This window comes from Kitasatospora sp. NPDC053308 (assembly GCF_055585785.1).
The window spans coordinates 187,277-210,731 of sequence record NZ_JBVJJY010000010.1 but is presented as its reverse complement, the minus strand read 5'-3'; the positions used below and the strand labels follow the sequence as shown (position 1 = coordinate 210,731).

Here is a 23,455-nt window from a genome sequence, read left to right as displayed (position 1 = left end):
CCGATGCGAGCCCTCCCTACGCTGATCAGCGCGTTGCCCCAGCGCAGTGGCATCTCACAGAGAGTTCGCACCATGACCGGACTTCCCCCCAGCACCTCCGCCGCCGCCTCCGCACCCTCCGCCTCCGCCGCCTCCGCCTCCGCCGCCTCCGCCTCCGCCGGCTCCGCCGCGTCCGGGATCCGTGTCGCCGAAGAGGTCGTGGCGGCCCTCGCCGCCGGCCGGCCCGTGGTCGCGCTGGAGTCGACCATCTTCACCCACGGCCTGCCGCGCCCCCGCAACCTGGCCGTCGCGCTGGAGGCCGAGGCGCGGCTGCGGGAGGCGGGCGTCGTCCCGGCCACCATCGGCGTGCACGCCGGGGTGCCGACGGTCGGTCTGAGCACCGAGCAGATCACCGAACTCTCCGCCGCCGACGGCCTGGACAAGGTCAGCCTGCGCGACCTGCCGGTGGTCGCCGCGCTCGGCCGGCACGGCGGCACCACCGTCGCCGCCACCGCCTTCCTGGCGCACCGCGCGGGCATCCGGGTGTTCTCCACCGGCGGTCTCGGCGGCGTCCACTTCGGCGCCTCGGAGAGTTTCGACGAGTCGGCCGACATGACCACCCTGGCCGCCACGCCGGTCACGGTGATCAGCGCCGGCGTGAAGTCGATCCTCGACATCCGGGCCACCCTGGAGCGCTTCGAGACCTACAACATCCCGGTCATCGGCTACCGCACCCGCAAGTACCCCGGCTTCTACGTCACCGACTCCGGCCACGAGATCAACTTCAGCGTCGACTCGCCCGAGGAGGCCGCGAAGGTCATCGACGCCCGGGACCGGCTCGACCTGCCGCAGGCCGTCCTGATCGCCAACCCGGTCGACCCGGCCAAGCAGCTGCCGCCGGAGGAGCTGGACGGCATCCTGACCCGCGCCTGGGCCGAGGCGGAGCGCCGGGGCATCACCGGCAACGCGTCCACGCCGTTCCTGCTGGACCACATCCAGCGCGACACCGGCGGGCGCAGTCTGGAGGTCAACGTCGAGGTCTACCGGGGCAACGTCCGCCTCGGCGGGGAGATCGCCAGCGCTCTGGCCGCTGCCGCCGCTGCCGCTGCCGCTGCCGCCGGCGCCTCGGGTGCCTCCGCCGCCGCCGGCACGTCCGGGGCCGCCGGCGCCGCTGCCGAGACCGGGGCCTGAGCCGTGCTGGGGGTGCTCGGCGACCTCGTCGAGGACGTCGTGGTCTGGGTCGACGGGCCGCTGCGGCACGGCACCGACTCCGACGCCCGGGTCTTCCGGCAGCGCGGCGGCAGCGCGGCCAACGTCGCCTGCTTCGCCGCCGGGCAGTACCCGGCCCGCTTCCTCGGCTGCGTCGGGGCGGACGCGACCGGGGACGCCCTGGTCGCCGAACTGACCGGCCACGGCGTGGACGTACGGGTCGCCCGGCGCGGACGGACCGGCAGCATCGTGGTGCTGATCGACCAGGACGGCGAGCGGACCATGCTGCCCGACCGGGGCGCCGCGACCCTGCTGGAGCGCGTGCCGGACGCGTGGCTGGCCGGGCTGACCCACCTGCACGTACCGGCCTACTCCTTCGACGGCGAGCCGGTCGGCGCCACCGCCGCGGACGCCCTCGCCCGGATCCGGCGGGCGGGCGGCACCACCTCGGTGGATGCCTCCTCCACCGGCATGCTGGAGCGGTTCGGACGGGAGCGCTTCCTCGCCCTGCTGGCCGGATCGGCGCCCACCTTCCTGTTCGCCAACCGCTCCGAGTCCGCCTTCCTCGGGCTGCTGGTGGACGGCCTGCCCGGACCGGAGCGCGGCCGGCTGGCGGCCACCACGGTGGTCACCAAGGCCGGCGCGGAGGCGACCACCGTCGACGTGCCCGGCGAGGCGCCGTTCACGGTGCCGGTGCCACCGGTCGCCGAGGTGCGCGACCTCACCGGTGCCGGTGACGCCTTCGCGGCGGGGTTCCTGGCCGCCTTCCTGCGCGGAGGGGGCTCGGACACCGGGGACCTCCGGCTGGCGGCCGGGCTCGGACACCGCAGCGCGGCCCGGGTGTTGGCCTCGCCGGGGGCCTCCTGCGGCGAGGGGTGACCTGCGGGAGGCCTTCGACGGCGTCCGGTAGCTTTCGACGGCCTTCGACGGCCTTCGACGGCCTTCGGCGGCGTCCGACGGCCTTCGGCGGCGTCCGACGGCCTCCGACTGCTTCCGGCGGCCTCCGGTGACGCGCCGACGGGCGGCCCGGCGGCGCGGGTGCGGCCGGTCGGCGCCGGAGGGGCGCTACCGCAGCGCGTCCTTGCGGAGGAAGCGCTTCAGCCGTTGCCACGTCCAGGTGTTGACCACGTCCTCGGCGGTGAGCCAGCCGCGCTGCGCCGTGCCGATGCCGAAGCGCGGGTAGGCGAGGTGCGGGGTGGCGTGCGCGTCGCTGTCGATGCTGAACCGGACGCCGTGCCGCTTGGCCCGCAGGACGTCCTCGTCGCGCAGGTCGAGCCGCTGCGGGGAGCTGTTGATCTCGATCGCGGTGCCGGTGCGCGCAGCGGCCTGGAACACCGCGTCCAGGTCCACGTCGATCGGGCCGCGGCTGCCGATCCGCCGGGTGGTGAGATGGCCGATGACGTGCACGTACGGGTTCTCGCAGGCGCGGACCAGCCGACGGGTCTGGGCGGCGCGGTCGAGGCTGAAGTGCGAGTGCACGGAGGCCACGCAGACGTCGAAGCCGGCCAGGAACTCGGGCGGCCAGTCCACGCCGCCGTCCGGGTCGATGTTCAGTTCGGTGCCGTGGAGCAGCCGCACCTTCTTGTGCCGGCCGGCGAGTTGCCGCAGCCGCTCGCGCTGGGCGAGGATCTTCTCGTCGGTCATCCGCTGCATCACCAGGTTCGGTGCGTGGTCGGTGACGGCGAAGTAGGAGTAGCCGCGGGCGGCCGCGGTGTCGATCATCTCCTCCAGGGTGGCCAGCCCGTCGGTCAGGTCGGTGTGCGTGTGCAGGTCGCCGCGCAGGTCCGATTCCTGGACGAGGTCCGGGAGTTCACCGTTCAGCGCGGCCTCGATCTCGCCCCGGTCCTCGCGCAGCGGCGGTGGGATCCACGGCAGGCCGAGCGCCGCGTACACCTCGTCCTCGGTCCGCGACACCACCTTGGCACCGCCGTCCACCTCGAACAGGCCGTACTCGGAGAGCTTCAGCCCGGCCCGCACGGCCCTCGTGCGCAGCTTGATGTTGTGCGCCTTCGAGCCGGTGAAGTAGACCAGCGCGGCCCCCCAGTCCTCCTCCGGGACGACCCGCAGGTCCACCTGGACGCCCCGGGTGGTGCGCACCGAGGTCTTGGTCGGCCCGCTCCCGATCACCTCGGCCACGTACGGGAGTTCGGTGAGCGCGGCCATCAGCGGGGCGGAGTCCTCGGCCGTCGCGAGCACGTCGATGTCGCCCACCGTCTCACGCATCCGGCGCAGCGAGCCGGCGTACGCGCAGCGGGTGCAGCCGGGGACGGCGGAGAGCGCGGCGACCAGCTGCTCGGCCAGCTCGGTGGCGGTGTCCAGCAGGCTCCGGCCGCCGGACTGCCGCATCAGCTCGATGCCGTGCAGGATCTTCTCCCCGCTGCGCTCCCCGAAGCCGGCCAGATCGGCCAGCTTGTCGGCCCGGACGGCCGCGGCCAGCTCGTCCACCGAGGAGATGCCGAGGTCGCGGAAGAGGGCGAGGGCGCGCTTCGGGCCGACGCTGGGGACGGCCATCATCTCCCGGACGCCGGACGGGATCTCGGCGCGCAGGGCCTCCAGGGCGGTGATGCCGCCGGTGGAGAGGTACTCGGCGATCTTCTCGGCGGTGGACTTGCCGACGCCGGGGATCTGCTGGAGACCCATGACGTCCAGGCCGGCGAGGTCCTCGGGGTGACCGCCGACCGCGCGGGCCGCCTTCTCGTAGGCGCGCGCCCGGAAGGCGTCCCCGCCGGTGATGTTGATCAGGTCGGCGTACTCCTGGAGCAGCTCCCTGACCTGGTCGTTGAGCCGGGGCATGGGGCAAGTCTAGGTTCGGCGGGGCGGGTTCGCCGGGTGGGTGCGGGCGGCGTGCGGCGCCGGGGCGTGCGTGCGGGCGCGGCGGTCGTTCGCCGCCGGTCGGCCCGCTGCCGCGGTCAGTCCTGGGCGATGTTCAGGAGCAGGACGACGGTCAGGCCGCCGCCGGGCGTGGCCTCGACCGCGAGCCGGCCGCCGGCCGCCAGCACCAGGCTGTGCAGGGCCGGCCCCACCGGGCCGTCGGGACGCACGCCCGCGAGCAGCCGGTCGCGGGCCTCGGGGAGCTCACAGTCGCCCCGGTCGGAGATCCGGACCTCGACCCGGCCTCGGCCCCGCCCGTGCGTCCGACCGGGGCGGCCCGGCCGGGCGTAGGCCGTCCGTCCTGGGGCCCGCCACGCGGACGGGCCGTTCGTCACCTCGGTGCGGAGCAGGACCCGGGCGCCCGGCGGATTGCGCCGGATCGCGTGGTCGACCAGCCCGGCGAGGGCCGCCTCCAGCCGACGCGCGTCCCCGGCCACCACCGGCAGCCCGGGAGCCGTCCGGACCGTGACGGCGCCGGCCCGGCCGCCGCCGCGCAGCACCCGGCGGACCACGTCGGCCACCTGGACGTGCCGGGCCATCGGCTCGCAGCCGGCCTCCCGTCCGGTCCACCGCAGCCGCTCCAGCTCGGTACTGGTGAGCGCCCTGGGCGCGGCCATGACGCCGGACGGGAACGGGCCCGGGCCCTCCTCGACCCGGCCGGTGACCGGTCCGCCCGCGCGTCCGGACCGGCTGCCGCGGCCCGTGCCGCCGAAGACGGCCAGCGCCCGGGCCCCCGACGCCAGGTAGCCCCAGAGCCTCCCGCGTGTCATCGCCCTGCCCCTCGTGCCTCACCGGCGGCCGTCATCCGTTCCGCGGCCGACCGGGGCGGGCCGCTTCGCGGGCCCTTCTGCCAGCCTGCGCCTCGTCCGCCCGGGTGACAATCCCGCTCCCGGTCGCGAACCCCGGCCCCGGCCCCCGCCGAGCGGCGGACGGGCACCCGCCGACCGGCGGGGCGTCGCGGGCCGGGGCAGGAGCCCCAGAGATCACCAAGACCTTTTCGCAAAAAACCCTTTGCAAAGGAGTCTTTGCGGTTCTAGGCTCCTGCCATGACCGAAGACAGCGGCTGGAAGCACAGCGACGACCCGCACGTCGCCATCACCGCCAAGGGCATGCGCGCGATGGCGCACCCGGTGCGGATGCAGCTGGTCGGGCTGCTGCGCAAGCACGGCCCGTCCACGGCGACGAAGCTCGCCGCGCAGCTGGGGCTCAACTCCGGGGCCACCAGCTACCACCTGCGCCAGCTGGCCGCCGCGGGCTTCGTCGAGGAGGACCGCGAGCGCGGCAACGCCCGGGAGCGGTGGTGGCGTTCGGCCCAGCGGCTCACGGTCTGGACGGGGGACGAGATGGCGGACGAGGAGCCCGACGCGGCCGTCGGCTTCCTGCGGGCGGTCCTCGCCGCGCACACCCTGACCGGCCAGCGCGCGCTGGACGCCTTCGAGACCATGCCCCGGGAGTGGCGCCGGGTGACGGACTTCAGCGACCTGATCCTGCAGCTCACGCCCGCGGAGGCGGAGCGGCTGGCCGGCGAACTGTGGCAGGTCGTCGGCCGCTACCGCCGGATCGACGCCGAAGGGCCGGTCCCGGAGGGCTCCGAGCAGGTCTCGGTGATCCTCCACGTCCTGCCGGATCCGAGCACCACCACCGAGGGGGAGACCAGATGAGCACCGCCGTCCTCGTACCACCGCCCGTGCGCAGCCTCCGGCCGCTGGCCGGGGTGCTGACCGCCACGGCCGTCTCCGTGACCGGGACGCGGGTCTCGGCCATCGCGCTGCCCTGGTTCGTCCTGGCCACCACCGGCAGCGCCACCATGACGGGCCTGGTCGCCTTCGCCGAGATGGCGCCCTACGTCCTGGTCAAGGCCCTGACCGGGCCGGTGGTCGACCGCCTCGGGCCGCGCGTGGTGTCCTGGACGACGGACGCGGTCAGCGCCGCCGCGGCCGGGCTGGTGCCGCTGCTGCACGCCCAGGGGCTGCTGCCGTTCTGGGTGCTGCTGGTCATGGTCGCGGTGATCGGGGCGATGCGCGGGCCGGGGGACCTCGCCAAGTCCGTGATGGTTCCGGAGGCGGCCGACCGCGCCCGGGTGCCGATGGAGCGCGCCACCGGGCTGTCGGGCGTCACCGAGCGGTTGGCCTCCACACTCGGCCCGGCGATCGGCGGCGGGCTGGTCGCGCTGCTGGGACCACTCGCCGGCCTGGCCGTCAACGCGGTCTCCTTCGCGCTGGGCTCGCTGATCATCGCCCTCGCGCTGCCGCGCGGGATGGGGCGGCCGGCGGTCCCGGGGGCCCGCCCGGCGGGCCGGGCGCCGGTCGAGGGGGAAGCCGAGGGGGCACCGGACGCCGGGTACTGGCGGATGTTCCGCGAGGGCTTCGCCTTCCTGAGGGCCGAACCGCTGCTGCTCGCCGTGATCGTGATGGTCGGCATCACGAATCTGCTCGATGCGGGCTTCACGACCGTCCTCGTCCCGGTCTGGGCGCGCGAATCCGGCAACGGCCCGGCCGCGATCGGCCTGACCGCCGGGATCATGGGCGCCACGGCGGTCGTGGGCAGCCTGATCGCGGCGGCCGTGGCCTCCCGCCTGCCACGCCGGACGGTCTTCTTCGTCGGCTTCCTGCTGTGCGGCGCGCCCCGCTTCCTGGTGCTCGCCCTCGGCGCGCCGATGTGGGCCGTGCTCACCGTCTTCGCGATCGGCGGGTTCGGGTCCGGCTTCCTCAACCCGATCCTCGGGGCGGTGCTCTTCGAGCGGGTGCCGCGCCATCTGCTCGGCCGGGTCCACGCTCTCGGCGACTCCCTCGCCTGGGCCGGCATCCCGCTCGGCGGCCTCCTCGCGGGCGCGGCGGTGGCCGGGGCCGGCCTGATACCCAGCCTGATCGCGGCCGGTGCGCTCTACTTCGCCACCACGACCCTGGCCGGCCTCCGGCCCGAGTGGCGCGAGATGGACCGCCTCCGCGGTCACACGGCCGGCGCGGGCAACGGCGGTGACACGGGCAACGGCGGTGACACGGGCAACGGCGGTGACACGGGCAACGGCGGTGACGCGGGCAGCGCCGCCGAGACGGGCGCCACCGGGGAGGCACACGGCACCGGGGAGACGAGCGGCACCGCCGTCGGGCGGGCGGCGGCGGATGCCGGGCCGGAGCGGGCACCGGTGCACTCGTAGGGATGTTCCCCGAGCCGTTCAGCGCATCGGTCGGGCGGCCTCTTCCTTTGCCTCGTCGGCGGGGGCACCGCCCGCCCACTGCAGGAGCAGCAGACTGGCCAGCGCGGCCACGGCACACCACGTGGAGACGAAGGCGAGGTGCCAGAGCAGGGCGCAGCCGAGGGCGCCGACGGCCGTGACGAACCCGAGGCGGCGCAGCAGGCGGTCGCCACTCGCGAGGAGGGAGCCGACGGTGGCGAGGAGGTAGCCGCCGAGGAGTAACGCCGGATGCGCAATGCCCACGGCGTAGCCGAGGGTGTGGCCGTGCGGGGTGGCCGTCACCGGACGGGAGGCGATGGCTGCGGCGAGCGGGACGGCGACGGCGGCGCCGAGGAGGGTGAGCCCGGCGAGAGCGCGCCGACGCGGCCCGGTGGTCGCGCACCACACCGCCGCCGGGACCAGCACGGGCAACAGGGGGAGCGCGATCACCGCCCAGGCGGTGCGGGCCGCCCCGGCGAGGCCGGCCGACAGGTCACCGTCCGTGCCGAGCCAGACCAGGGCCTCGATCAGCTGGTGCACGCCCAGCACCAGGGGGAGCGCGGCGAGCGGTAAGCGCTCCGGCGGGCCGGCTCGGTGGGCGCGGACTAGGCACGCCACGCCGATCGCCACGACCGCCCCGCCGACCACGGCGTCCGCCTGCGCGCTCCAGCACATCGCGGTCCCTAGCCGGGCTTCCCGGGGCCGTCGTGGGGCCTGGCACCACCGGCCTCGCCCTCGGCTCGGTCGCCGGACCTGCTGTCGGAGCTGCCGCCGGCCTGGTCACCGGACGGTTCGCCGCTCTCGCTCCCGCTGCCGCTCCCGCTGCCCTCCCCGTCGTCGCCCACCTGGGCCGCGCCCTCCGGGTCCGCCCCGATGCTCTCCAGGGCGTCGCGGACGGTGCCCGGCATCGCGGGGTGGCGGCCGATCACGATCACCCCGGTCACGATGGCCGCGAACCCGGCCGACTGCCAGGCCAGCGCGCCCGGGGTGACCCGCAGCCGGTCGCCGAGGAAGCCGACCGCACAGGCGATCCCGGCCAACGGCTGAGCCGCGGTCAGCGCCGGCAGCGACATGCGCAGCGGTGCGGCCTCGAAGGCGCTCTGCACCAGCAGCAGGCCGACCACGCCCGCCACCACCACCGCGTACGGCTGCCAGCTGCGCAGCACGGCCGACAGCCCCTCGTGGTCGAGGCGTTGGGTGGTGGTTCGGGTGAGCGCGTCCTGGAGGCCGTAGAGCAGTCCGGCGGCCAGCGCCAGCAGGGTGGCTTCCTCGAACAGCGGCAGCCGCCGGGCCATCGACACCAGTAGCAGGACCAGCCCGACCACCGTGCCGACCACCAGCCAGTGCCGCAGCTCGCCGGCGGGCGCCCCGCCGCCCGTCGGCCGGCCGGCCACGATGAACGCGGTCACCCCGAGGCCGAGCAGCAGCACCCCCGCCCAGCCGGAGCGGCCCAGGGTCTGACGGGTCAGCACCCGGGCGAGGGCCATGGCGAACAGCAGATTGGTGGCCAGCAGCGGCTCGACCAGGGACACTTCGCCCTGGTTGAGCGCGAGTGCCGAGAGGATCAGCCCGCTGACCATGAACCCGGTGCCGAGCAGCCACTGGGGCATCCGCATCAGGTCCAGCAGCAGCCGCCAGTGCAGGAGGTCGGCACGCGGAGCCCGCTGCGCCGCGTGCTGCTGGAGGACGAAGCCGAGTCCCAGACAGCAGGCCGCGCTCAGGGCGAGGAGGAAGACCACCACGGAGGGACCACCAGGTTGTCGCTGCCCGCGCCGCGCCGAAGGGCCGGGGTGGGGCCGGCTGTCGCGGCCGCTTTCGTCAGCGTACCGCCGGGTCGGCGGCCGGGCCGATCGGACGCGGGGCGCGGGCGCGGCACGGGGGCTTGGCGGCGGCTCCGGTACGGGGACTTCCGCCAGTCCCGGGGGAGCGGCCGCGGGCACCGACGCTGCCGTGCCCCGGTGCCGACGGCCGCGCTTGCCGCTACCGGCGGGACAGGCGCAGGCTGGTGGGAGCGGCCGCCACGGGTCACCGTCCGTGCCGGCCCGGACAGGCGGCGACGGGGCGCGCGCCAGGAGGTGTGGCATGCACAACCAGTGGGACGTGGAGCTGACATTCGACGAGGACGGCGTGCACACGGCGTGCGACGCCAGGCTGACCGGCGCGCGGGCGCCGGGCCTGAGCGCGCACGGCGAGGCCGTCAAGAGCGCCGACGACCGCCCGCTCGCCAGGATCGGCGAGGAGGTCGCGGCCTCGCGCGCCCTGGAGGAGCTGTCCCGCAAACTGCGGGCCCAGGCCACCGGGGAGATCGACGACGAAGGGCACCGCCCGGGGTACCTGATCTACTGATCGCCGCACCCGAGGCGTCGGGGGTCGTCCGGGGACGGTCCGAGGATCGCCCACCAGGCGGGGCAGGGCGTACGGCAGAGCGTTCCGCTGCGGGCCCTGGCAGGTAGGCCGACGCCCACCTCGCCCGGCGCCGCCGGGAACAGCTCCGCCTTGCGGTCACCGGGGAGGCCCCGCGACCGCGCGGCGCGGGGAAGTCCAGTCCGGCCCCGAGTAGGTGTGGGGCCGCCATCGGCACGCTCCGACGGGGGATCAGCCCTGCGTGGTGCTGCCGGAAGGGGGCGCCCGGTCGCTCCGTGCCGCTCGTCGCGTGGGCATGCCGGTTCGGCATGCCCACCATGCCGGTGCATGCCCCACCATGCCGGGTATCCGCGGTACCGGACCACCGCCCGTGGCCGACCGGCGACGCCCTCCGGGCCCCTCACCTGACGCAGGGTGACGGCGCCCCGGGAAGCTGCGTTCCGGCCGCCGCCCCCGGGCAGCAGCCAGGTGGTGTGGCCGGACGGCGGGGGGATGGGGCAGCAGCGGCTTTTCGAGCAGCTGAGCGTCCGGCTCCGGCTGCGGACCTGCTTCAGGTGGACCTTGGACGCCCACACCGACCGCCTGCGTGACCTGGCCCGGATGGCCGCCGACCGCTACCTGGTGGTCGTCGAACGCCCGGCGCTCCTGCTGGGGGAGTGCCCCGCCGACGGGTCGAGCTTCCTCGCGGTTGTCGACGCCGTCGGCCGCCAGTGGGCGCAGCGCGGCGCCTGGACCGGCCGGGCGCGTCCTTCGAGACGCTGCCGCTGTGGGGCGCGGTGGGCGGCGCCCGGCGTCGTGCCGGGACGGGGCGCTCAGGCACGGGTGGGGGCGAGGAAGTCGAGGAGACGCCGGTTGACCTCGGGGGCGGCGGCCATGGGCAGGTTGTGGTGGGTGGTGTCCGGCAGGACGGCGACCTCGGCCGACGGGAGGGCGCGCCGGGCGGTGGCGGCGACCCGGGCGGGGTCGTGGGTGCGGCTGCGGGCGGCGAAGAGGGTGAGGACCGGGGCGGTGAGGGTACGGAGGCGGGCGGGGGTGGGTCGGGGGCCGGTGATCACGCGGGAGGCGGGGAAGTCGGCGTAGCCGAGGGCGTAGAGCTCGCGCCAGTCGGGGTCGAGGTGGGGGCCGCCGCCGGTCTCCCAGTCGAGGAAGGAGCGGGCGCGGGTCGGGGTCCGGCCGGGGAGGAAGAGGGGGAGCGCGCGCAGCAGGTAGCCGGGCCGGAAGCCGGCGAAGCACTGGGTGGGGTCCAGCAGGGCGAGCCGGCCGACCCGGCCCGGGGCGTGCAGGGCGTACTCCAGGGCGATCCAGCCGCCGTACGAGTGGCCGCAGAAGTCGGCCCGGGTGACGCCGAGTTCGTCGAGGACGGCGTCCAGCCACCCGAGCAGTCCGGGGACGCCGTCGAGGGCGGCGCCGTCGTGGACGCTGCGCCCCGGGTCGCCGATGAGGTCGACGGCGAGGACGCGGTGGCCGGCCCTGGCCCAGGCGGCGGCGTTGGCGAACCACATGGTGGAGGTGGCGCCGCCGCCGTGCAGGAGGACGAGCGGGCGTCCGTCGTGCGGGCCGCAGGCGTTGATCCGGGTGGTGCCGTGCACGGTGCGGACGCTCAGGGCGTCGACCGGGACGGGCCAGCGGGCCAGCAGGGCGTCGTAGGCGGCGAGGAAGGGGGCGGTGCGGGCGGACGTGACGGCGGACATGACGGGCCTCCGCGAGTGTGGTGTGATGGCGTGCAGGACCACTCGCTCGGCGAGTGTCCTGCCTGGCGAGTATCTCGCCTCTCAGGTATATCGCTCAACAGGTATCTCGTCGAGCGAGATAATGGCGAACGCGGGCGTGCCCGGGAAAGGACGACGAGGTGTCCGAGGTCGAGGAGCCGATGCGGCTGGTCCACCTGCTGCGCGGCCTGACCGTCGAACTGGACCTGTTCGGGGCCGAGTTCGCGTCCCGCCACGGTCTGCATCCGACCGATCTGCGGGCGCTGATCCACCTGCTGGACGCCGCCCGCGCCGGGGAGGTGGTCACCCCGGGGCGGCTGGGCGGGGCCCTCCACCTGAACTCCGCCGGCACCACCGGCCTGGTGGACCGGCTGGAGCGGCTCGGGCTGATCCGCCGCGAACGCGACCCGCAGGACAGGCGCAAGGTGCGGCTGCTGGTGGAGGACCGCGCGATGGAGCTGGGGCAGGGGTTCTTCGGCGGGCTGATCGGCGATCTGCTCGCGGCGATGGGGCGGTTCGACCCCGCCGAACTGGCCACCGCCCGGCGCTTCCTGGAGGCCATGGCCGGAGTGGTGGCCGCGGCCCGGCAGGACCCGCGGGTCTGACCGCTCGCGCCCGTACGGGAGCCCGGCTACGCCGGGCCGAGGGTCCAGCTGATCACCGACAACGTCGCCATCGACACCAGCGTCGACCAGAGCACCGCGTCGCGGGCGAGTTGGGTGCCCTGACCGTACTCGCGGGCGTAGGTGTACACGTTCTGCGCCGTGGGCAGCGCCGAGAACAGGACCACGGTGAGGAGCTGGTGCGCGGACAGGTGGAGCAGCGGGCCGGCCACCGCGAGGGCGACCAGCGGCTGGACCACGGTCTTGACGGCGACGGTGAGCGCGACCTCGGTGTGGAGCGAACGGCCCTCCGCCGGTGGGCGGTTGTGCAGCGAGAGGCCGAGGGTGATCAGGGCGGTCGGGACGCCGGCGCCGCCGAGCAGCTCGCAGGAACGGTTCAGCTCGGCGGGCAGGTGCAGCCCGGTCGCGGAGACGACGGCGCCGAGGGCGGTGGCGAGCAGGATCGGGTTGCGCGCCGGAAGGGTGAGCAGCGCCCGGCGGCCGGCCGCGCCGCCGTCCAGCACCGCCAGCACGGCCGGGGTGACCAAGAGGATCTGGAACAGCACCACGGGGGCGACGAAGGAGGCGTCGCCGACGACCTGCATGGTCACCGGGATGCCGAGGTTGGCGGAGTTGACGTACCCCGAGGCCATGGCACCGATGGCGAGTTCGCCGGGCTTGCGGCGGAAGAGCAGGTGCCCGGCGAGCAGCCCGAGGCCGGTCGCGACGGCGGTGCCGGCGGCGAAGGCGAGCATCGACGGGTTGGCGAAGCGCCCCAGCGGGGTGCGGGCGATCATCAGGAAGAGCGCCGCCGGCATCGCCACGTGGAACACGAACCGGTTGAGCACCGCTTCGGCGTGCGGTCCGAGGAGTCCGGTGCGGCCGACGACGTACCCGACGCCGGTGAGCGCCCAGATCGGAGCGAAGCCGGACAGCAGCGGATGCAGGGATGGCATGGTTCCTCGGATCGCTCGGACGGGTCTGCCGGGTGCGGCGGGGGTCGCCCGCCGGGGGCGGGCCGACTCCCGGGCCGGTGGACCCCTCGAAGCCGTGAACCCCCGGGGCAGTAAACCAGTGGCCGTCGACGCGCCGATCACGGGCCTACGATGAGCCGGAGGGGGAGCCGGTGGCGAGCGACCGTGAGCAGAGGGTGAGCCGATGGACCAGCAGTACCTGACCCTGTCCGAGGTGGAAGCCATCGCCCGCGGTGCCCACCGGGGGCAGGTGGACAAGAACGGCCACCCGTACGGCGAGCACATCGCGGCGGTCGCCCACGGGACGGCCGCCCGCGGCGGCAGTGAGGCGCAGATCGCGGCGGGCTGGCTGCACGACGCCGTCGAGGACGACCGGTTGAGCCGGGCGTGGCTGGCGGCGGCCGCGCTGCCGGAGGAGACCAAGGCGATCGTGGAGGCGCTCACCCGGCGTCCGGAGGAGCCGCTGGAGGAGTACGCCGCGCGGATCCTGGCCACGCCTGGGGCGCTGCTGGTCAAGCGGGCCGACCTGGCCCACAACTCCGACCCGGCCCGGCTGGCCTCGCTGGACCGGGCCACCGCCGAGCGGCTGGCGGCGAAGTACGCGCGGATGCGCGAGCTGCTGGGGCTGACCGGCGAGCTGTGAGCGAGCCGGGGAGGACCCGGGGAGAGCCCGGGGGCACCCCCCCGGGGGCAACCGGCGGGCACGCCGGGGCGGTTCCGTCCGGGGTGTGCCGAAGAGTGCCGGGGCGCAGGAACCGCGAAAGGGCCCGGGCCACGCGGATCGCGCGGGTCCGGGCCCTCTCGGGCACCCCGGTGGTCCCTGTCCGACCCCCGGGGTGAGGGGAGTGGTCAGGGGGCGGGAGGGAAGGCGTGAGCCGACCGGGCCGGCTTAGTACCAGTGGTGGGTCTGCCAGAAGGCCCAGGCGGCGTTCGGGCTGCCGTAGCGGGAGTTCATGTAGTCCAGCGCCCACTTGATCTGGGTCTTCGGGTTGGTCTTCCAGTCGGCGCCGGCCGAGGCCATCTTGGAGCCCGGCAGCGCCTGGCCCAGGCCGTACGCGCCCGAGCTGGCGTTGGTCGCGGTCACGTTCCAGCCGGACTCGTGGGAGATGATCTGGCTGAACGAGGCCAGCTGGTTCGCCGGGACGATCTGGGCGGCGATCGCCTGCGGGGAGGCGGTGGCGGCGTTGGCGGTGGCGGGCAGCACACCGGCGCCCAGGGCGGTCAGACCAGCGGCGCCGGCGAGAATCGCGGCCGAAGTACGCATACGGAGCTTGAAAGCGGGCATGAAGAACAGGACCTCAATCGGGTTGGGCCGGGTCACGCCCCGCCCAGGACCACGGACGGCCGGACAGGGGCCGTCACGGTCACGGGGCGTGACTCGGCAGTAAGCCGTTCACCGGCGGGACAGGAGCCGGTGCGGCTGGCGACGAGAGCAATTGTTGCCAGACCGGATCGGGGGTCGCCAAGACCCCCTCGTTACGACCGGCGGTCGTACGGCGGTGGCGGCCGTGGATTCGAAGGGGAGTACGCGCGGGGGCCCGTGCACCTGCTTTGAGCTGGGCGAACGCCGGGGAGGGCGGGCCGGTGCCGGCGCGCCGGGGTGGTCTACTACTGTCCGTCGTGGCCGTCGATTCCGTGTGAGCGCACTCACCGTTTGAACCGGAGCGGCCGTCACCCGCCGGCTCGGCGGCAGCACTTTGGGTACAGACGATCAGCGCCGCGCTGAGACCGGCGCCACACCCCTGGGCGGGTGTGCGCGAGGGCCGGCGCGGATGTGCGGGTGGCCGGACCGGGGGCGCGACACGCCCCAATGGAACGTGGCACGCCCTACCGGAGGTCGCCGAGTCGCCGGTGGCGAACCGCCCGGGCGGCGAGCAGCTCCGCGTGGGGCGCCGCGGTGAGGACGCCGAGCGCCGTACCGACGGCCCGTCCGAGCCGGCCGCAGAAGGCCTCGGGCTCCTCGGCGGCGTCCGGCAGCTCGTGAACCACCTCGTCCACCAGCCCGACCGCCGCCAGGTCCCGTGCCCCGATGCCCTGCGCCCGGGCCAGCTCGGCGGCGTGCTCGCCGTCCCGGTGGACGATCGCCGAGGCGCCCTCCGGCGGCAGCGGCGCCAGCCAGGCGTGACGGGCGGCGAGCACCCGGTCGGCCGGGAGGAGCGCGAGCGCTCCGCCGCCCGAGCCCTGGCCGAGCAGCACCGCCAGGACGGGGGTGCGCAGGGCGAGCAGGGTGGTCAGGCAGTGCGCGATCTCCACCGCGATGCCCTCCTGCTCGGCCCGGGCGGACAGCTCGGCCCCGGCGGTGTCCACCACGGTGAGCAGCGGCAGCCCGAGTTCCTCGGCCAGGCGGGCGGTGCGCCGGACGGCCCGCAGATCGGGGGCGGTGAAGGGGCGCTCGTGCTCCGCGGTCTGCCGCTGCTGGCCGACCACGAGGACGGGCCGGCCGCCGAGGACGGCCAGTGCGCGCACCAGGGCGCCGCTCCGGCCGCCGGGGGCGTCCAGCAGGACCAGCTCCTCGGCGGTGTGCCGGAGGAACTCCCGGGTGCCGGGGCGGTCGGGGCGGCGGGTGCGGCGGACGGAGTCCCAGGCGTCTTGGTGTCCGGTGTCGGCGGCGCGGGTGTCGGCGGCGCGGGTGTCGTCGGCGGTGTCGGCGGTGTCGGTGGTGTCGGCGGTGTCGGTGGGGTCCGCCTGCTCCGGGGCGGAAGGAGAGGAAGCAGAGGAAGGAGGGGTCCCCGGGTGCGCCGCGGGGGCGCCCGTGGCAGGAGGCGGCGGTGTCGCGCCGAGGACGGCGAACGTGCGGCGGAGCAGCTCGCGCAGTTCCTCCGGTGGGACGACGGCGTCCACCAGCCCGTGTGCGGCCAGCGTCTCGGCCCGCTGGACGTCCGGCGGCAGCTCCACGCCGCGCAGCTCCTCGTACACGCGCGGGCCGAGGAAGCCCAGCCGGGCCCCCGGTTCGGCGAGGACCAGTTGGCCGAGCGTGCCCCACGAGGCGAAGACCCCGCCCATGGTGGGGTTGCGCAGGTAGGTGAGGTAGGCGAGGCCGGCCGCGCGGTGGGCCTGGACGGCGGCGGTGATGCGCAGCATGCACAGGAAGGCCGCGGAGCCCTCCTGCATGCGGGTGCCGCCGGAGACCGGCAGCGCGAGCAGCGGCAGGCGCTCGGCGGTGGCGCGCTCGACGGCCCGGGTGATCCGCTCGGCGGTGGCGACGCCGATCGAGCCGCCGAGGAAGCCGAACTCGGAGACGACCAGGGCGACCGGACGTCCGTCGATCCGGCCGAGACCGGTGAGGACGGCTTCGTCCAGCCCGGTGCGCTCACGCGCGCGGTCGAGTGAGGCACGGTACGCGGGGTCGGCGGGCGCGGCGGGCGGCGGCTCGTCCCAGCCCTGGAAGCTGCCCTGGTCGACCAGCAAGCCGATCAGCTGGCGCGCGGTCAGCGCCGTGGACGCGGTCCGCGGGCTCGGTGGCGTCGGTGTGCTCGCGGTCGTCCGCGGGCCCGGAGCCGTCCGCTCGGAGTTCGGTTCCGCTGCCATGTCCACCCCGTCAGAGCTCGTTCCGACCCGCCATGATCCGTCACTCTATGCGGACCTCCGGTGGCTCGGGGAGGGCGTCCGGGCGTTCGTCGAGCGGAGCCGGAGGGCCTGGGCGGTGGTTCGACGGCGGTCGATCCTCGTGTCGTCCGGGCGGTTCGTGGACGGCCCCGGGGAGGGGCGCAGGGGATCGGGAGGGGAGGTGGGATACGGGCCAAGTCGCGCTAGATAAAGGGGAGTTACCCGCTGGTTAATATTTGGAGCCAGGGGTTCCGGAGTTGACGGTGTCTCGCCACACTGGGTCCATGACTCGCACTCTACGCGCGTGGAAGTCCCGCGCTGCCGCCGTCGCCGCCGTCGCCGTGATGACCCTCGCCCCGCTCACCGTCGCCACCGAGGCGCACGCCGCCGTGAGCGGTACGGTCTGCCTCTCCAACCTGCCCTCGCAGGCCTCCGACACCCTCGACCTGATCGCCTCCGACGGGCCGTTCCCCTACTCCCAGGACGGCGTGGTCTTCCAGAACCGCGAGGGCGTCCTGCCCAGCGAGTCGTACGGGTACTACCACGAGTACACGGTCATCACCCCGGGCTCCCGGACCCGTGGCACCCGCCGGATCATCACCGGCCAGGGCGACCAGGAGGACTACTACACCGGCGACCACTACGCCACGTTCTACCTGATCGACCAGTCCTGCTGACCCATCCCGCCGATCCCCTCGGCTGACCCTGCCGGCACCGCGACGGCCCCGGCGCACTTCCCCGCCGGGGCCGTCGTCGCGCGCCGGCCCCGTCCGGAGCCGGGACGCCGGTCGGCGCCGCCCGCGTCGCCGGGACCCCGGCGCACCCCTTCGCCAGGGAGTGCCGCACCCCGGCCCCCGGCCCCGATGGCCCCGTTCCTCCCGGACTCGGCGACGCCGCGGGGACGTTGAGCGACGCGGCCGGGATGGGCCGCAGGGCACCCGCGGGTGGGGCGGCGGTGCGGCCCCGGGCGGCCGGGTGCTTGCTAGGGTCGGACGCATGGCACCGAGCAGCGCGAACCCCCCGGGGCGGCTCCGGCGAGACGCGCAGCGCAACCGCGACCTGCTGCTCGCCGCCGCCCGCGACATGTACTCCCGGCACGGCCTCGACGTGCCGCTGGACCAGATCGCCAAGGAGGCCGGCGTCGGCAACGCCACCCTCTACCGGCACTTCCCGAGCCGCGAGGCGCTGATCGGCGAGGTGTTCGCGGACGTCGGAGCCGGCCTCGCCGCGGCGGGAGAGGAGGCGCTGGCCGCCGAGGACGCCTGGGCCGGACTCGAACGGTACTTCGGCCGGATCTTCGAACTCGTCGCCGCCGACCGGGGCATCAACGACCTCGTCACCCAGGCCATCCCGGCCATCCCCGGCATGATCGAGATCAGCCGGCAGCACGCCACCACCGTGGGCGCCCTGATCGCCCGCGCCCAGGACCAGGGCACCATGCGCCGCGACGTCGTCACCATGGACCTGCTGTTCCTGCTCGGCCCGCTCTGCCGGGCCCTCCCGGCGGCCACCGAGCTGCGCCCCGACCTCTGGCGCCGCTACCTCGCCCTCCTCCTGGACGGCTTCCGCGCCCAGGCCACCCACCCGCTGCCGGTCCCGCCGATCGGTGAGGAACACCTCGACCGGATGTTCGCGGACCTCTGGGAGGCGCAGGTGCCCGAGGCCCCGGAGCTCCCGGAGTCCCCAGAGTCCCCGGAGTCCCCGGAGTCCCCGGAGTCCCCGGGGACCTGAGGGCGAAGGGCTCCCCGGCATCAGGGACGCGTACGGAACGCCGGGCGCCGCGTCAGAGCCCCGTCAACGGGCGGCGGGAACGCGCCGCCCGGGCGCTTTGCTGGGTGCGACGGAGCGCGCCGGTCGCGGCGGCACAGCGGGAGAGGCGTGGGCGGACATGACGGACGGCGGCGCGGAGAAGGGCCTCACGGAGAACGGCCTCGCGGAGAACAGCCTCGCAGGGAACGGCCCCGTGGAGAAGGTCCTCGTGGAGAACGGCCTGGTGGCGAAGGCCGGCGGGGGGCACGGCCCGGACGAGAGCCGGATCGTGGTCGGCGTGAACGGCTCGCTCGGCAGCCTCGCCGCCCTGCACCACGCCGTCGCCGAAGCCCGGCGCAGGGACGTCGAGGTGCTCGCGGTGCTCTGCTGGACCCCGCCGGGCGAGGAACTCGGCTACCGCCGCACCCCCTGCCCGCCGCTGCTCACCGCCGGCCGCGACGCCGCCGTGGCCCGGCTGCGGCAGGCCCTCGACGAGGCCTTCGCCGGTCGGCACACGGGCGTCCGACTGCGCTGCCAGGCCGTCCGCGGCGAAGCCGGCCCCAGCCTGGTCCGGTGCGCCGACCGCCCCGGCGACCTGCTCGTCCTCGGCGCCGGGCGCGGACGCGGCCCGCTCGGCCGACTGGTGCACCCCTCGGTGACCGGCTACTGCGTCCGGCACGCGGCCTGCCCGGTGGTGGCGGTCCCGCGCCCGCCGCTGCAGCGGGAGTTGGAGGCGCTGGAGCGCGGGCGTGGTGGACTGCGGGTGCTGGTCGCGGGGAACTGACCGGCGGCCCACGGACCTTCAGGCCGGGCCGGCCGCCTCGGCGAGGACGGCGGCGGTGCGGCGGCCCGCCCGGAGCGTGTCGGCGTCCGTGGCGGGGAGGCAGCGCCGGGCTCCGGGGCTGTAGGCGGTCATCACCACGCCCGCGTGGTCGGTGGGGAGTTCGAGCAGCGTGGCGGTCGGCACGGCCGCGCTCAGCGTGCGGCTGTGCTCGACGTCCACGATCTCGTCCTCGGTGCCGTGCACCAGCCAGAGCGGGACGGGGGAGGGGCCCGTGGACAGGTGGTCGAGCGGGGCTTCGCCGGTGGTGGCGGCCGGATCGGCGTACTGCGAGGCGATCCCGACGGCGGCGGTGGGCCGGAGTTCGGCGGGGGTGCTCGGATGGGTGGCGACGGCGACCGCCTCCCGCCCGCCCAGCGACCAGCCGGCCAGCACGAAGCGGCTCGGGTCCCCTCCGAACTCGGCGGCGAGGCGCCGAACTCGGGCCAGCGAGGCGCGCAACTCGGCAGCGCCCGCGTCCGGTTGCGCGACGCTCCAGTCCGGCACCAGCACCAGCAGCCCGAGCCCGGCGGCCTCCCGCGCCAACGGCCGTAGGACGTCCCGCTCGTTCGGCCCGCTGCCGTGCCACAGCAGGACGACGGGAGCCGGCCCCGCGCAGCCCCCGCCGACGGGACGGGACGGCCGGTGGACGTCCAACAGCCGTCCGTCGGCGTACGGAACGACCTCGTCCGGCGCGTTCGTCATGCGGGGTTTCCCTCCGATTCGGTGACTGATCATCGAGCTGGTACTGTACTTCTCGTCGCGAGGGAGACGATCTCTCGCCAGGCGTCAGTGGTGCTACCAGAGCACGCCCCACTTTCAGTGGGGAGAGTCCGTGCGAACCGGGCCTGGCGCTCCGATGTCGGACGGGGTCCGGCGCCTTTCACAGGTGCCGGGCCCCGTTCGCTTTCTCCTGCGGCGAGCGGCTCAGGAGGGCTGGCGGTCGGAGCCCAGTTCGCGGGAGATGCGCAGCCCGACCTGCGCCACGACCGGCCCCAGGGCGCGGACCCGGGCGGCCGTCATCCGTGAGGTGAGGCCGGAGACGGAGAGCGCCGCCGTCACCTCGCCGGTGTGGTCGAAGATCGGCGCGGCGACACAGCGCACCTCCGGTTCGTTCTCCCGGTCGTCGATGGAGTAGCCGCGGGCACGGATCCGGGCGAGGTCGGCGCGCAGTCGGGGCTCGTCCGCGATGGTCCAGGCGGTCACCGGGCGCAGGCCGGCCGCGACCACCTCGGTGACGGCCTCCTCGGGCAGCCAGGCGAGGATCGCCTTTCCGGTGGCGGTGCAGTAGGCGGGGGCCCGGCTGCCCACCCGGGAGGCCATCCGCACGTTGGTCTCGTCCTCGACCTTGTCCAGGTAGACGATCCCGGGCGCCTGCCAGACGGTCAGGTGGACGGTCTCGCCGGCCTCGCGCTGGAGCCGGCGCAAGTGCTCGGCGGCGACGCTGCGAAGGTCGAGGGTGGTCAGGTAGGCCTGGCCGAGGCGCAGCGAGCCGTGGCCGAGTCGGAACCAGCCGGTCTCGCGGTCGCGGTCGAGCAGGTGCTCGTCCAGCAGGGGCCCGGCGAGTCGCAGCACGGTGCTCTTGTTGAGGCCGAGGGCCTCGGCGAGGTGGGCGAGCGGGACGCCGCGTCCGTCGCCGTGGTCGCGGACGTAGCCGAGGACGGCGAGCGCGCGGCGCAGCGAGGAGGACTGGTTGCGTTCGGTCGCGGGCTTCTTGGAGCCCGTCTCCGGGGGGCCCGGGTGCTCGGGTGCCGTCTGCGTCATGGGTCCCGAACGTACCCGCTCGCGACCGGTTCACCGCATCCTCGACACAACGTTGTGCAGTGCAAAACATTCGCCGACCCCCTCTTGTTGGTGCCGTTCGCCCACGCCTAACGTCCCTGCCATCGAGCAGGCGACGACGCCCCACCCGAGCGCTGCGCCCTGCCCCGCCCCCACCACTTCACCCACCATCGGCCCCGGTCAGGGCCTGCTTCGACGTGCCCGTCCCCAGCGGCGCACGCCGGGGCGGCAGCTGTCGGGAGGGGAGGTCTCCACCATGCGACCCATCGGACGGACCGCAGTGGCCGCGGTGCTCGCGGCCGGCTGCCTGGCCGCCACCGCCTGCGCCCCGGGCACCGCCTCCCCGGCGGGCGACCGGGCCGGGGACGACCGGACCGGCACGCTGAAGGTGTGGCTGTACAACGAGGCGGGCAACGCCGCCAAGGAGGCCGTGATCGCCCAGGCCGTCGGTGAGTTCCGGTCCTCCCACCAGGGCGTCACCGTGGACGTCAGCTACATCGACACCGACGCCTCGGCCCGCGCCGCCAAGATGAAGGGCGCGTTCAACGACCCCGAAAGCGCACCCGACCTGGTCGAGTTCGGCAACACCGACCTGCCCGGCTACGTCGCGGCCGGCGGACTCGCCGAGATCGGCACCGAGTTGGAGAGGTGGCCGGACAAGGGGGACCTCGACCCGGCGATCGCCCGGACCACCGTGCTGGACGGCAGGACGTACGGGCTGCCGTGGTGGGTCGGCGTGCGCGCGCTGTACTACCGCACCGACCTGTTCACCGAGGCCGGGCTCACCCCGCCGACCTCGTACGCCCAACTCGTCGACGCCGGGCGGAAGATCCACGCCGCGCACCCCGACACCTTCGGGATCGCGCTCGGCGGCAAGTACACCTTCGGCGCGCTGCCGTTCGTCTGGGACGCGGGCGGCGACATCGCCGTCAAGGACGGCGCGACGTTCAAGGCGGCCATCGACTCGCCCGCCTCGCAGGCCGGGATCAAGCGCTACACCGACCTGTTCGGCGCCGACGGCTGCCCCGCGCAGCAGTGCGCGGACCTGACCGGCGGGAAGACCGTCGACCTGTTCGCCGCGGGGAAGTCGGCGATGGCGGTCCTGCTCAACTCCAACCGCGGCAAGGTGGACGCGGGCGCGGTCAAGGGGGCCTACGGGGTCGTGCCCCTGCCCGGGGAGAAGCCGGGCTCGATCGCGCCCGCCTTCGCCGGCGGCAACAACCTGGGCGTCATGAAGGCGGCCAAGCACCGCACCCTCGCCGTCGAGTTCGCCGAGCTGCTGGCGAGCCCGGCGTACCAGGAGCGGATGTACGACGCGATGGGCAACCTGCCGACGCTCACCTCCGTCAGCGGCAGGGTCGCGGCGAAGGACGCGTTCCTGAAGCCGTTCACCGACACCATCGCGGCCGGCACCAGGTTCGTGCCGCTGGACCGGGCGTGGGCGCAGATCGACGCCCAGTCGGTGATCCCGACCATGCTGCAGCAGGTCGTCACGGGCAAGGCGGACGTGGCCAAGGCCTCCGGCGACGCCGCGGCGCGGATCGACTCGGCGTTCGCCGCGCGCTGACGGTCACGCTTTGTCGGCTTCTGCGCTTCTCGGCGTCTGCGCTGTCTCGGCGGCTGCGCGCCGACGGTCACGCACGGGCGGCCGCGCACCGACCGCTGCGCGCCGGCGGTCGGCGTTCACCGGCGGTCGCCGTTCCGGTTCGTCACAGAGAGGTCCCGCACGTGTCCGCATCCACCACGGCCGCGCCCCCAGGCGGTCGGCGCCACCGGCCTCCGCTGCTGCTGCTCCTGCCGGCCGCGGTCATCCTGATCCCGCTGGTCGGGTACCCGATCTACCAGTTGGGGCTGCTGTCCGTGCTGGACTTCGGGCAGGCCCAGGCGTCCGGCGGCGCGCCGACATCCTTCGTCGGGTTCGGCAACTACGGCAGGATCCTGGACGACGGCCAGTTCTGGACGGTGCTGCTGCAGACGATCGGTTTCGCCGCGTTCTGCGTGGTCGCCACCCTGGCCGTCGGCGCCACCCTCGCGGTGCTGCTCACCAAGGTCGGCCGGTGGCCGCGGCTGCTGCTGACCACGGCGGCGATGGCGGCCTGGGCGGCGCCGGCGATGACGGGTTCGACGGTGTGGAGCTTCCTGTTCGACACCAATCTCGGCCTGGTCAACCACACCCTGGAGCGGCTGGGGCTCTCCGGCTTCCACGAGTTCAACTGGTTCTACGACGCGTGGACGGCGTTCCTGATCGTCGGCGCCGTCGTGGTCTGGCACTCCTTCCCGTTCGTGATGGTCACCCTCTACGCGGGCATCCGTGCCATCCCGGAGGAGGTGATGGAGGCGGCCGCGCTGGACGGTGCCGGCACCTGGACCACCTTCCGCAGGATCACCGCGCCGATCCTGCGGCCGATCCTGACCATCGTGGTGATCCAGTCGGTGATCTGGGACTTCAAGGTCTTCACCCAGGTCTACGTGATGACCGAGGGCGGCGGCATCGCCGGCCAGAACCTGGTGCTCAACGTGTACGCGTACCAGAAGGCGTTCGCCTCCTCGGAGTACGGGCTCGGCGCGGCGATCGGCGTGATCATGCTGCTGGTCCTGGTGATCCCGACGGTCCTGTACATCCGCAGCCTGCGACGGACGGGGAACGCGCTGTGAACGGCCTTCGGAACTCCCTT

At 74.8% G+C, this 23,455-nt stretch carries 21 protein-coding genes and 2 pseudogenes; 13 read left to right on the top strand and 10 right to left on the bottom strand.

Translation table 11 applies throughout. The features are described from left to right. The first annotated feature begins 72 nt into the window (after positions 1 to 72). Positions 73 to 1,170: a pseudouridine-5'-phosphate glycosidase gene (locus ACZ6Y7_RS23320; protein ID WP_465759844.1), complete on the top strand. Its 1,098-nt coding sequence runs from the start codon at positions 73 to 75 to the stop codon at positions 1,168 to 1,170. 3 nt (positions 1,171 to 1,173) lie between these two features. Then, positions 1,174 to 2,067 carry a carbohydrate kinase family protein gene (locus ACZ6Y7_RS23315; protein WP_465759843.1) on the top strand — a complete coding sequence of 298 codons (894 nt, stop codon included), beginning with the start codon at positions 1,174 to 1,176 and terminating at the stop codon, positions 2,065 to 2,067. A 186-nt stretch (positions 2,068 to 2,253) separates the two neighbouring features. On the opposite strand, the gene polX is transcribed toward ACZ6Y7_RS23315, so the two are convergent. Both polX and ACZ6Y7_RS23305 read right to left on the bottom strand, forming a co-directional pair. After that, the gene (gene polX / locus ACZ6Y7_RS23310) at positions 2,254 to 3,981 is read right to left on the bottom strand and encodes a DNA polymerase/3'-5' exonuclease PolX (protein WP_465759842.1); all 1,728 of its coding nucleotides are present in this window, start codon (positions 3,979 to 3,981) and stop codon (positions 2,254 to 2,256) included. Between the two features lie 116 nt (positions 3,982 to 4,097). Continuing rightward, entirely contained in the window at positions 4,098 to 4,829 is a 732-nt protein-coding gene (locus ACZ6Y7_RS23305; protein WP_465759841.1) for a histidine kinase, read from the bottom strand. A gap of 276 nt (positions 4,830 to 5,105) precedes the next feature. Between ACZ6Y7_RS23305 and ACZ6Y7_RS23300 the strand changes: the two genes are divergently transcribed. Together ACZ6Y7_RS23300 and ACZ6Y7_RS23295 are read left to right on the top strand one after the other, a co-directional pair. Further along, the gene (locus ACZ6Y7_RS23300) at positions 5,106 to 5,720 is read left to right on the top strand and encodes a helix-turn-helix domain-containing protein (protein WP_465759840.1); all 615 of its coding nucleotides are present in this window, start codon (positions 5,106 to 5,108) and stop codon (positions 5,718 to 5,720) included. Further along, positions 5,717 to 7,216, top strand: coding sequence for an MFS transporter (locus ACZ6Y7_RS23295; protein WP_465759839.1), 1,500 nt, complete (start codon positions 5,717 to 5,719; stop codon positions 7,214 to 7,216). The genes ACZ6Y7_RS23300 and ACZ6Y7_RS23295 overlap by 4 nt, the downstream gene beginning before the upstream one ends. Before the next feature lie 18 nt (positions 7,217 to 7,234). Here the strand turns inward: ACZ6Y7_RS23295 and ACZ6Y7_RS23290 are convergent, their stop codons facing one another. Continuing rightward, positions 7,235 to 7,909 (bottom strand): DUF6629 family protein, encoded by a 675-nt coding sequence (locus tag ACZ6Y7_RS23290; protein ID WP_465759838.1) that lies wholly within the window; start codon positions 7,907 to 7,909, stop codon positions 7,235 to 7,237. Between the two features lie 227 nt (positions 7,910 to 8,136). Continuing rightward, a pseudogene (locus ACZ6Y7_RS23285) lies at positions 8,137 to 8,976 on the bottom strand (DMT family transporter); the annotation flags it as partial. A gap of 340 nt (positions 8,977 to 9,316) precedes the next feature. Here ACZ6Y7_RS23285 and ACZ6Y7_RS23280 point away from each other — a divergent pair. Continuing rightward, on the top strand, positions 9,317 to 9,580 hold the full coding sequence (locus tag ACZ6Y7_RS23280; protein WP_350524766.1) for a dsRBD fold-containing protein: 264 nt from the start codon (positions 9,317 to 9,319) through the stop codon (positions 9,578 to 9,580). A 510-nt stretch (positions 9,581 to 10,090) separates the two neighbouring features. Continuing rightward, positions 10,091 to 10,312: pseudogene (locus ACZ6Y7_RS23275) on the top strand (barstar family protein); the annotation flags it as partial. Between the two features lie 98 nt (positions 10,313 to 10,410). Here the strand turns inward: ACZ6Y7_RS23275 and ACZ6Y7_RS23270 are convergent. Next, on the bottom strand, positions 10,411 to 11,289 hold the full coding sequence (locus tag ACZ6Y7_RS23270; RefSeq protein WP_465759837.1) for an alpha/beta fold hydrolase: 879 nt from the start codon (positions 11,287 to 11,289) through the stop codon (positions 10,411 to 10,413). Positions 11,290 to 11,468: 179 nt separating this feature from the next. On the opposite strand from ACZ6Y7_RS23270, the gene ACZ6Y7_RS23265 reads away from it, so the two are divergent. After that, complete coding sequence (locus ACZ6Y7_RS23265) at positions 11,469 to 11,912, top strand: MarR family winged helix-turn-helix transcriptional regulator (RefSeq protein ID WP_465759896.1); 444 nt, start codon at positions 11,469 to 11,471, stop codon at positions 11,910 to 11,912. A gap of 26 nt (positions 11,913 to 11,938) precedes the next feature. Here ACZ6Y7_RS23265 and ACZ6Y7_RS23260 read toward each other — a convergent pair whose 3' ends face one another. After that, positions 11,939 to 12,865, bottom strand: coding sequence for an AEC family transporter (locus ACZ6Y7_RS23260; RefSeq protein WP_465759836.1), 927 nt, complete (start codon positions 12,863 to 12,865; stop codon positions 11,939 to 11,941). Positions 12,866 to 13,067: 202 nt separating this feature from the next. Here ACZ6Y7_RS23260 and ACZ6Y7_RS23255 point away from each other — a divergent pair, with 202 nt between their 5' ends. Continuing rightward, a complete protein-coding gene (locus tag ACZ6Y7_RS23255) occupies positions 13,068 to 13,526 on the top strand; it encodes an HD domain-containing protein (protein ID WP_465759835.1) in 459 nt (152 codons plus the stop codon). A gap of 246 nt (positions 13,527 to 13,772) precedes the next feature. On the opposite strand, the gene ACZ6Y7_RS23250 is transcribed toward ACZ6Y7_RS23255, so the two are convergent. Together ACZ6Y7_RS23250 and ACZ6Y7_RS23245 are read right to left on the bottom strand one after the other, a co-directional pair. Further along, positions 13,773 to 14,147, bottom strand: a complete 375-nt coding sequence (locus tag ACZ6Y7_RS23250; RefSeq protein ID WP_465759834.1) for an aggregation-promoting factor C-terminal-like domain-containing protein — start codon at positions 14,145 to 14,147, stop codon at positions 13,773 to 13,775. A 563-nt stretch (positions 14,148 to 14,710) separates the two neighbouring features. Continuing rightward, positions 14,711 to 16,411, bottom strand: a complete 1,701-nt coding sequence (locus ACZ6Y7_RS23245) for a carboxyl transferase domain-containing protein (protein WP_465759833.1) — start codon at positions 16,409 to 16,411, stop codon at positions 14,711 to 14,713. A gap of 302 nt (positions 16,412 to 16,713) precedes the next feature. Between ACZ6Y7_RS23245 and ACZ6Y7_RS23240 the strand changes: the two genes are divergently transcribed. The 3 genes from ACZ6Y7_RS23240 (at position 16,714) to ACZ6Y7_RS23230 (ending at position 18,962) form a co-directional block, all read left to right on the top strand. Then, positions 16,714 to 17,106 carry a ribonuclease gene (locus ACZ6Y7_RS23240; protein ID WP_465759832.1) on the top strand — a complete coding sequence of 131 codons (393 nt, stop codon included), beginning with the start codon at positions 16,714 to 16,716 and terminating at the stop codon, positions 17,104 to 17,106. 319 nt (positions 17,107 to 17,425) lie between these two features. Continuing rightward, positions 17,426 to 18,160 (top strand): TetR/AcrR family transcriptional regulator, encoded by a 735-nt coding sequence (locus ACZ6Y7_RS23235; protein ID WP_465759831.1) that lies wholly within the window; start codon positions 17,426 to 17,428, stop codon positions 18,158 to 18,160. A 157-nt stretch (positions 18,161 to 18,317) separates the two neighbouring features. Further along, a complete protein-coding gene (locus ACZ6Y7_RS23230) occupies positions 18,318 to 18,962 on the top strand; it encodes a universal stress protein (RefSeq protein WP_465759830.1) in 645 nt (214 codons plus the stop codon). Between the two features lie 18 nt (positions 18,963 to 18,980). On the opposite strand, the gene ACZ6Y7_RS23225 is transcribed toward ACZ6Y7_RS23230, so the two are convergent. Then, positions 18,981 to 19,703, bottom strand: coding sequence for an alpha/beta hydrolase (locus ACZ6Y7_RS23225; RefSeq protein WP_465759829.1), 723 nt, complete (start codon positions 19,701 to 19,703; stop codon positions 18,981 to 18,983). Between the two features lie 222 nt (positions 19,704 to 19,925). Then, positions 19,926 to 20,762: an IclR family transcriptional regulator gene (locus ACZ6Y7_RS23220; protein ID WP_465759828.1), complete on the bottom strand. Its 837-nt coding sequence runs from the start codon at positions 20,760 to 20,762 to the stop codon at positions 19,926 to 19,928. A 274-nt stretch (positions 20,763 to 21,036) separates the two neighbouring features. Between ACZ6Y7_RS23220 and ACZ6Y7_RS23215 the strand changes: the two genes are divergently transcribed. Together ACZ6Y7_RS23215 and ACZ6Y7_RS23210 are read left to right on the top strand one after the other, a co-directional pair. Continuing rightward, on the top strand, positions 21,037 to 22,347 hold the full coding sequence (locus ACZ6Y7_RS23215; protein ID WP_465759827.1) for an extracellular solute-binding protein: 1,311 nt from the start codon (positions 21,037 to 21,039) through the stop codon (positions 22,345 to 22,347). Positions 22,348 to 22,442: 95 nt separating this feature from the next. Then, on the top strand, positions 22,443 to 23,435 hold the full coding sequence (locus tag ACZ6Y7_RS23210; protein ID WP_465759895.1) for a carbohydrate ABC transporter permease: 993 nt from the start codon (positions 22,443 to 22,445) through the stop codon (positions 23,433 to 23,435). Positions 23,436 to 23,455 lie beyond the last annotated feature (20 nt).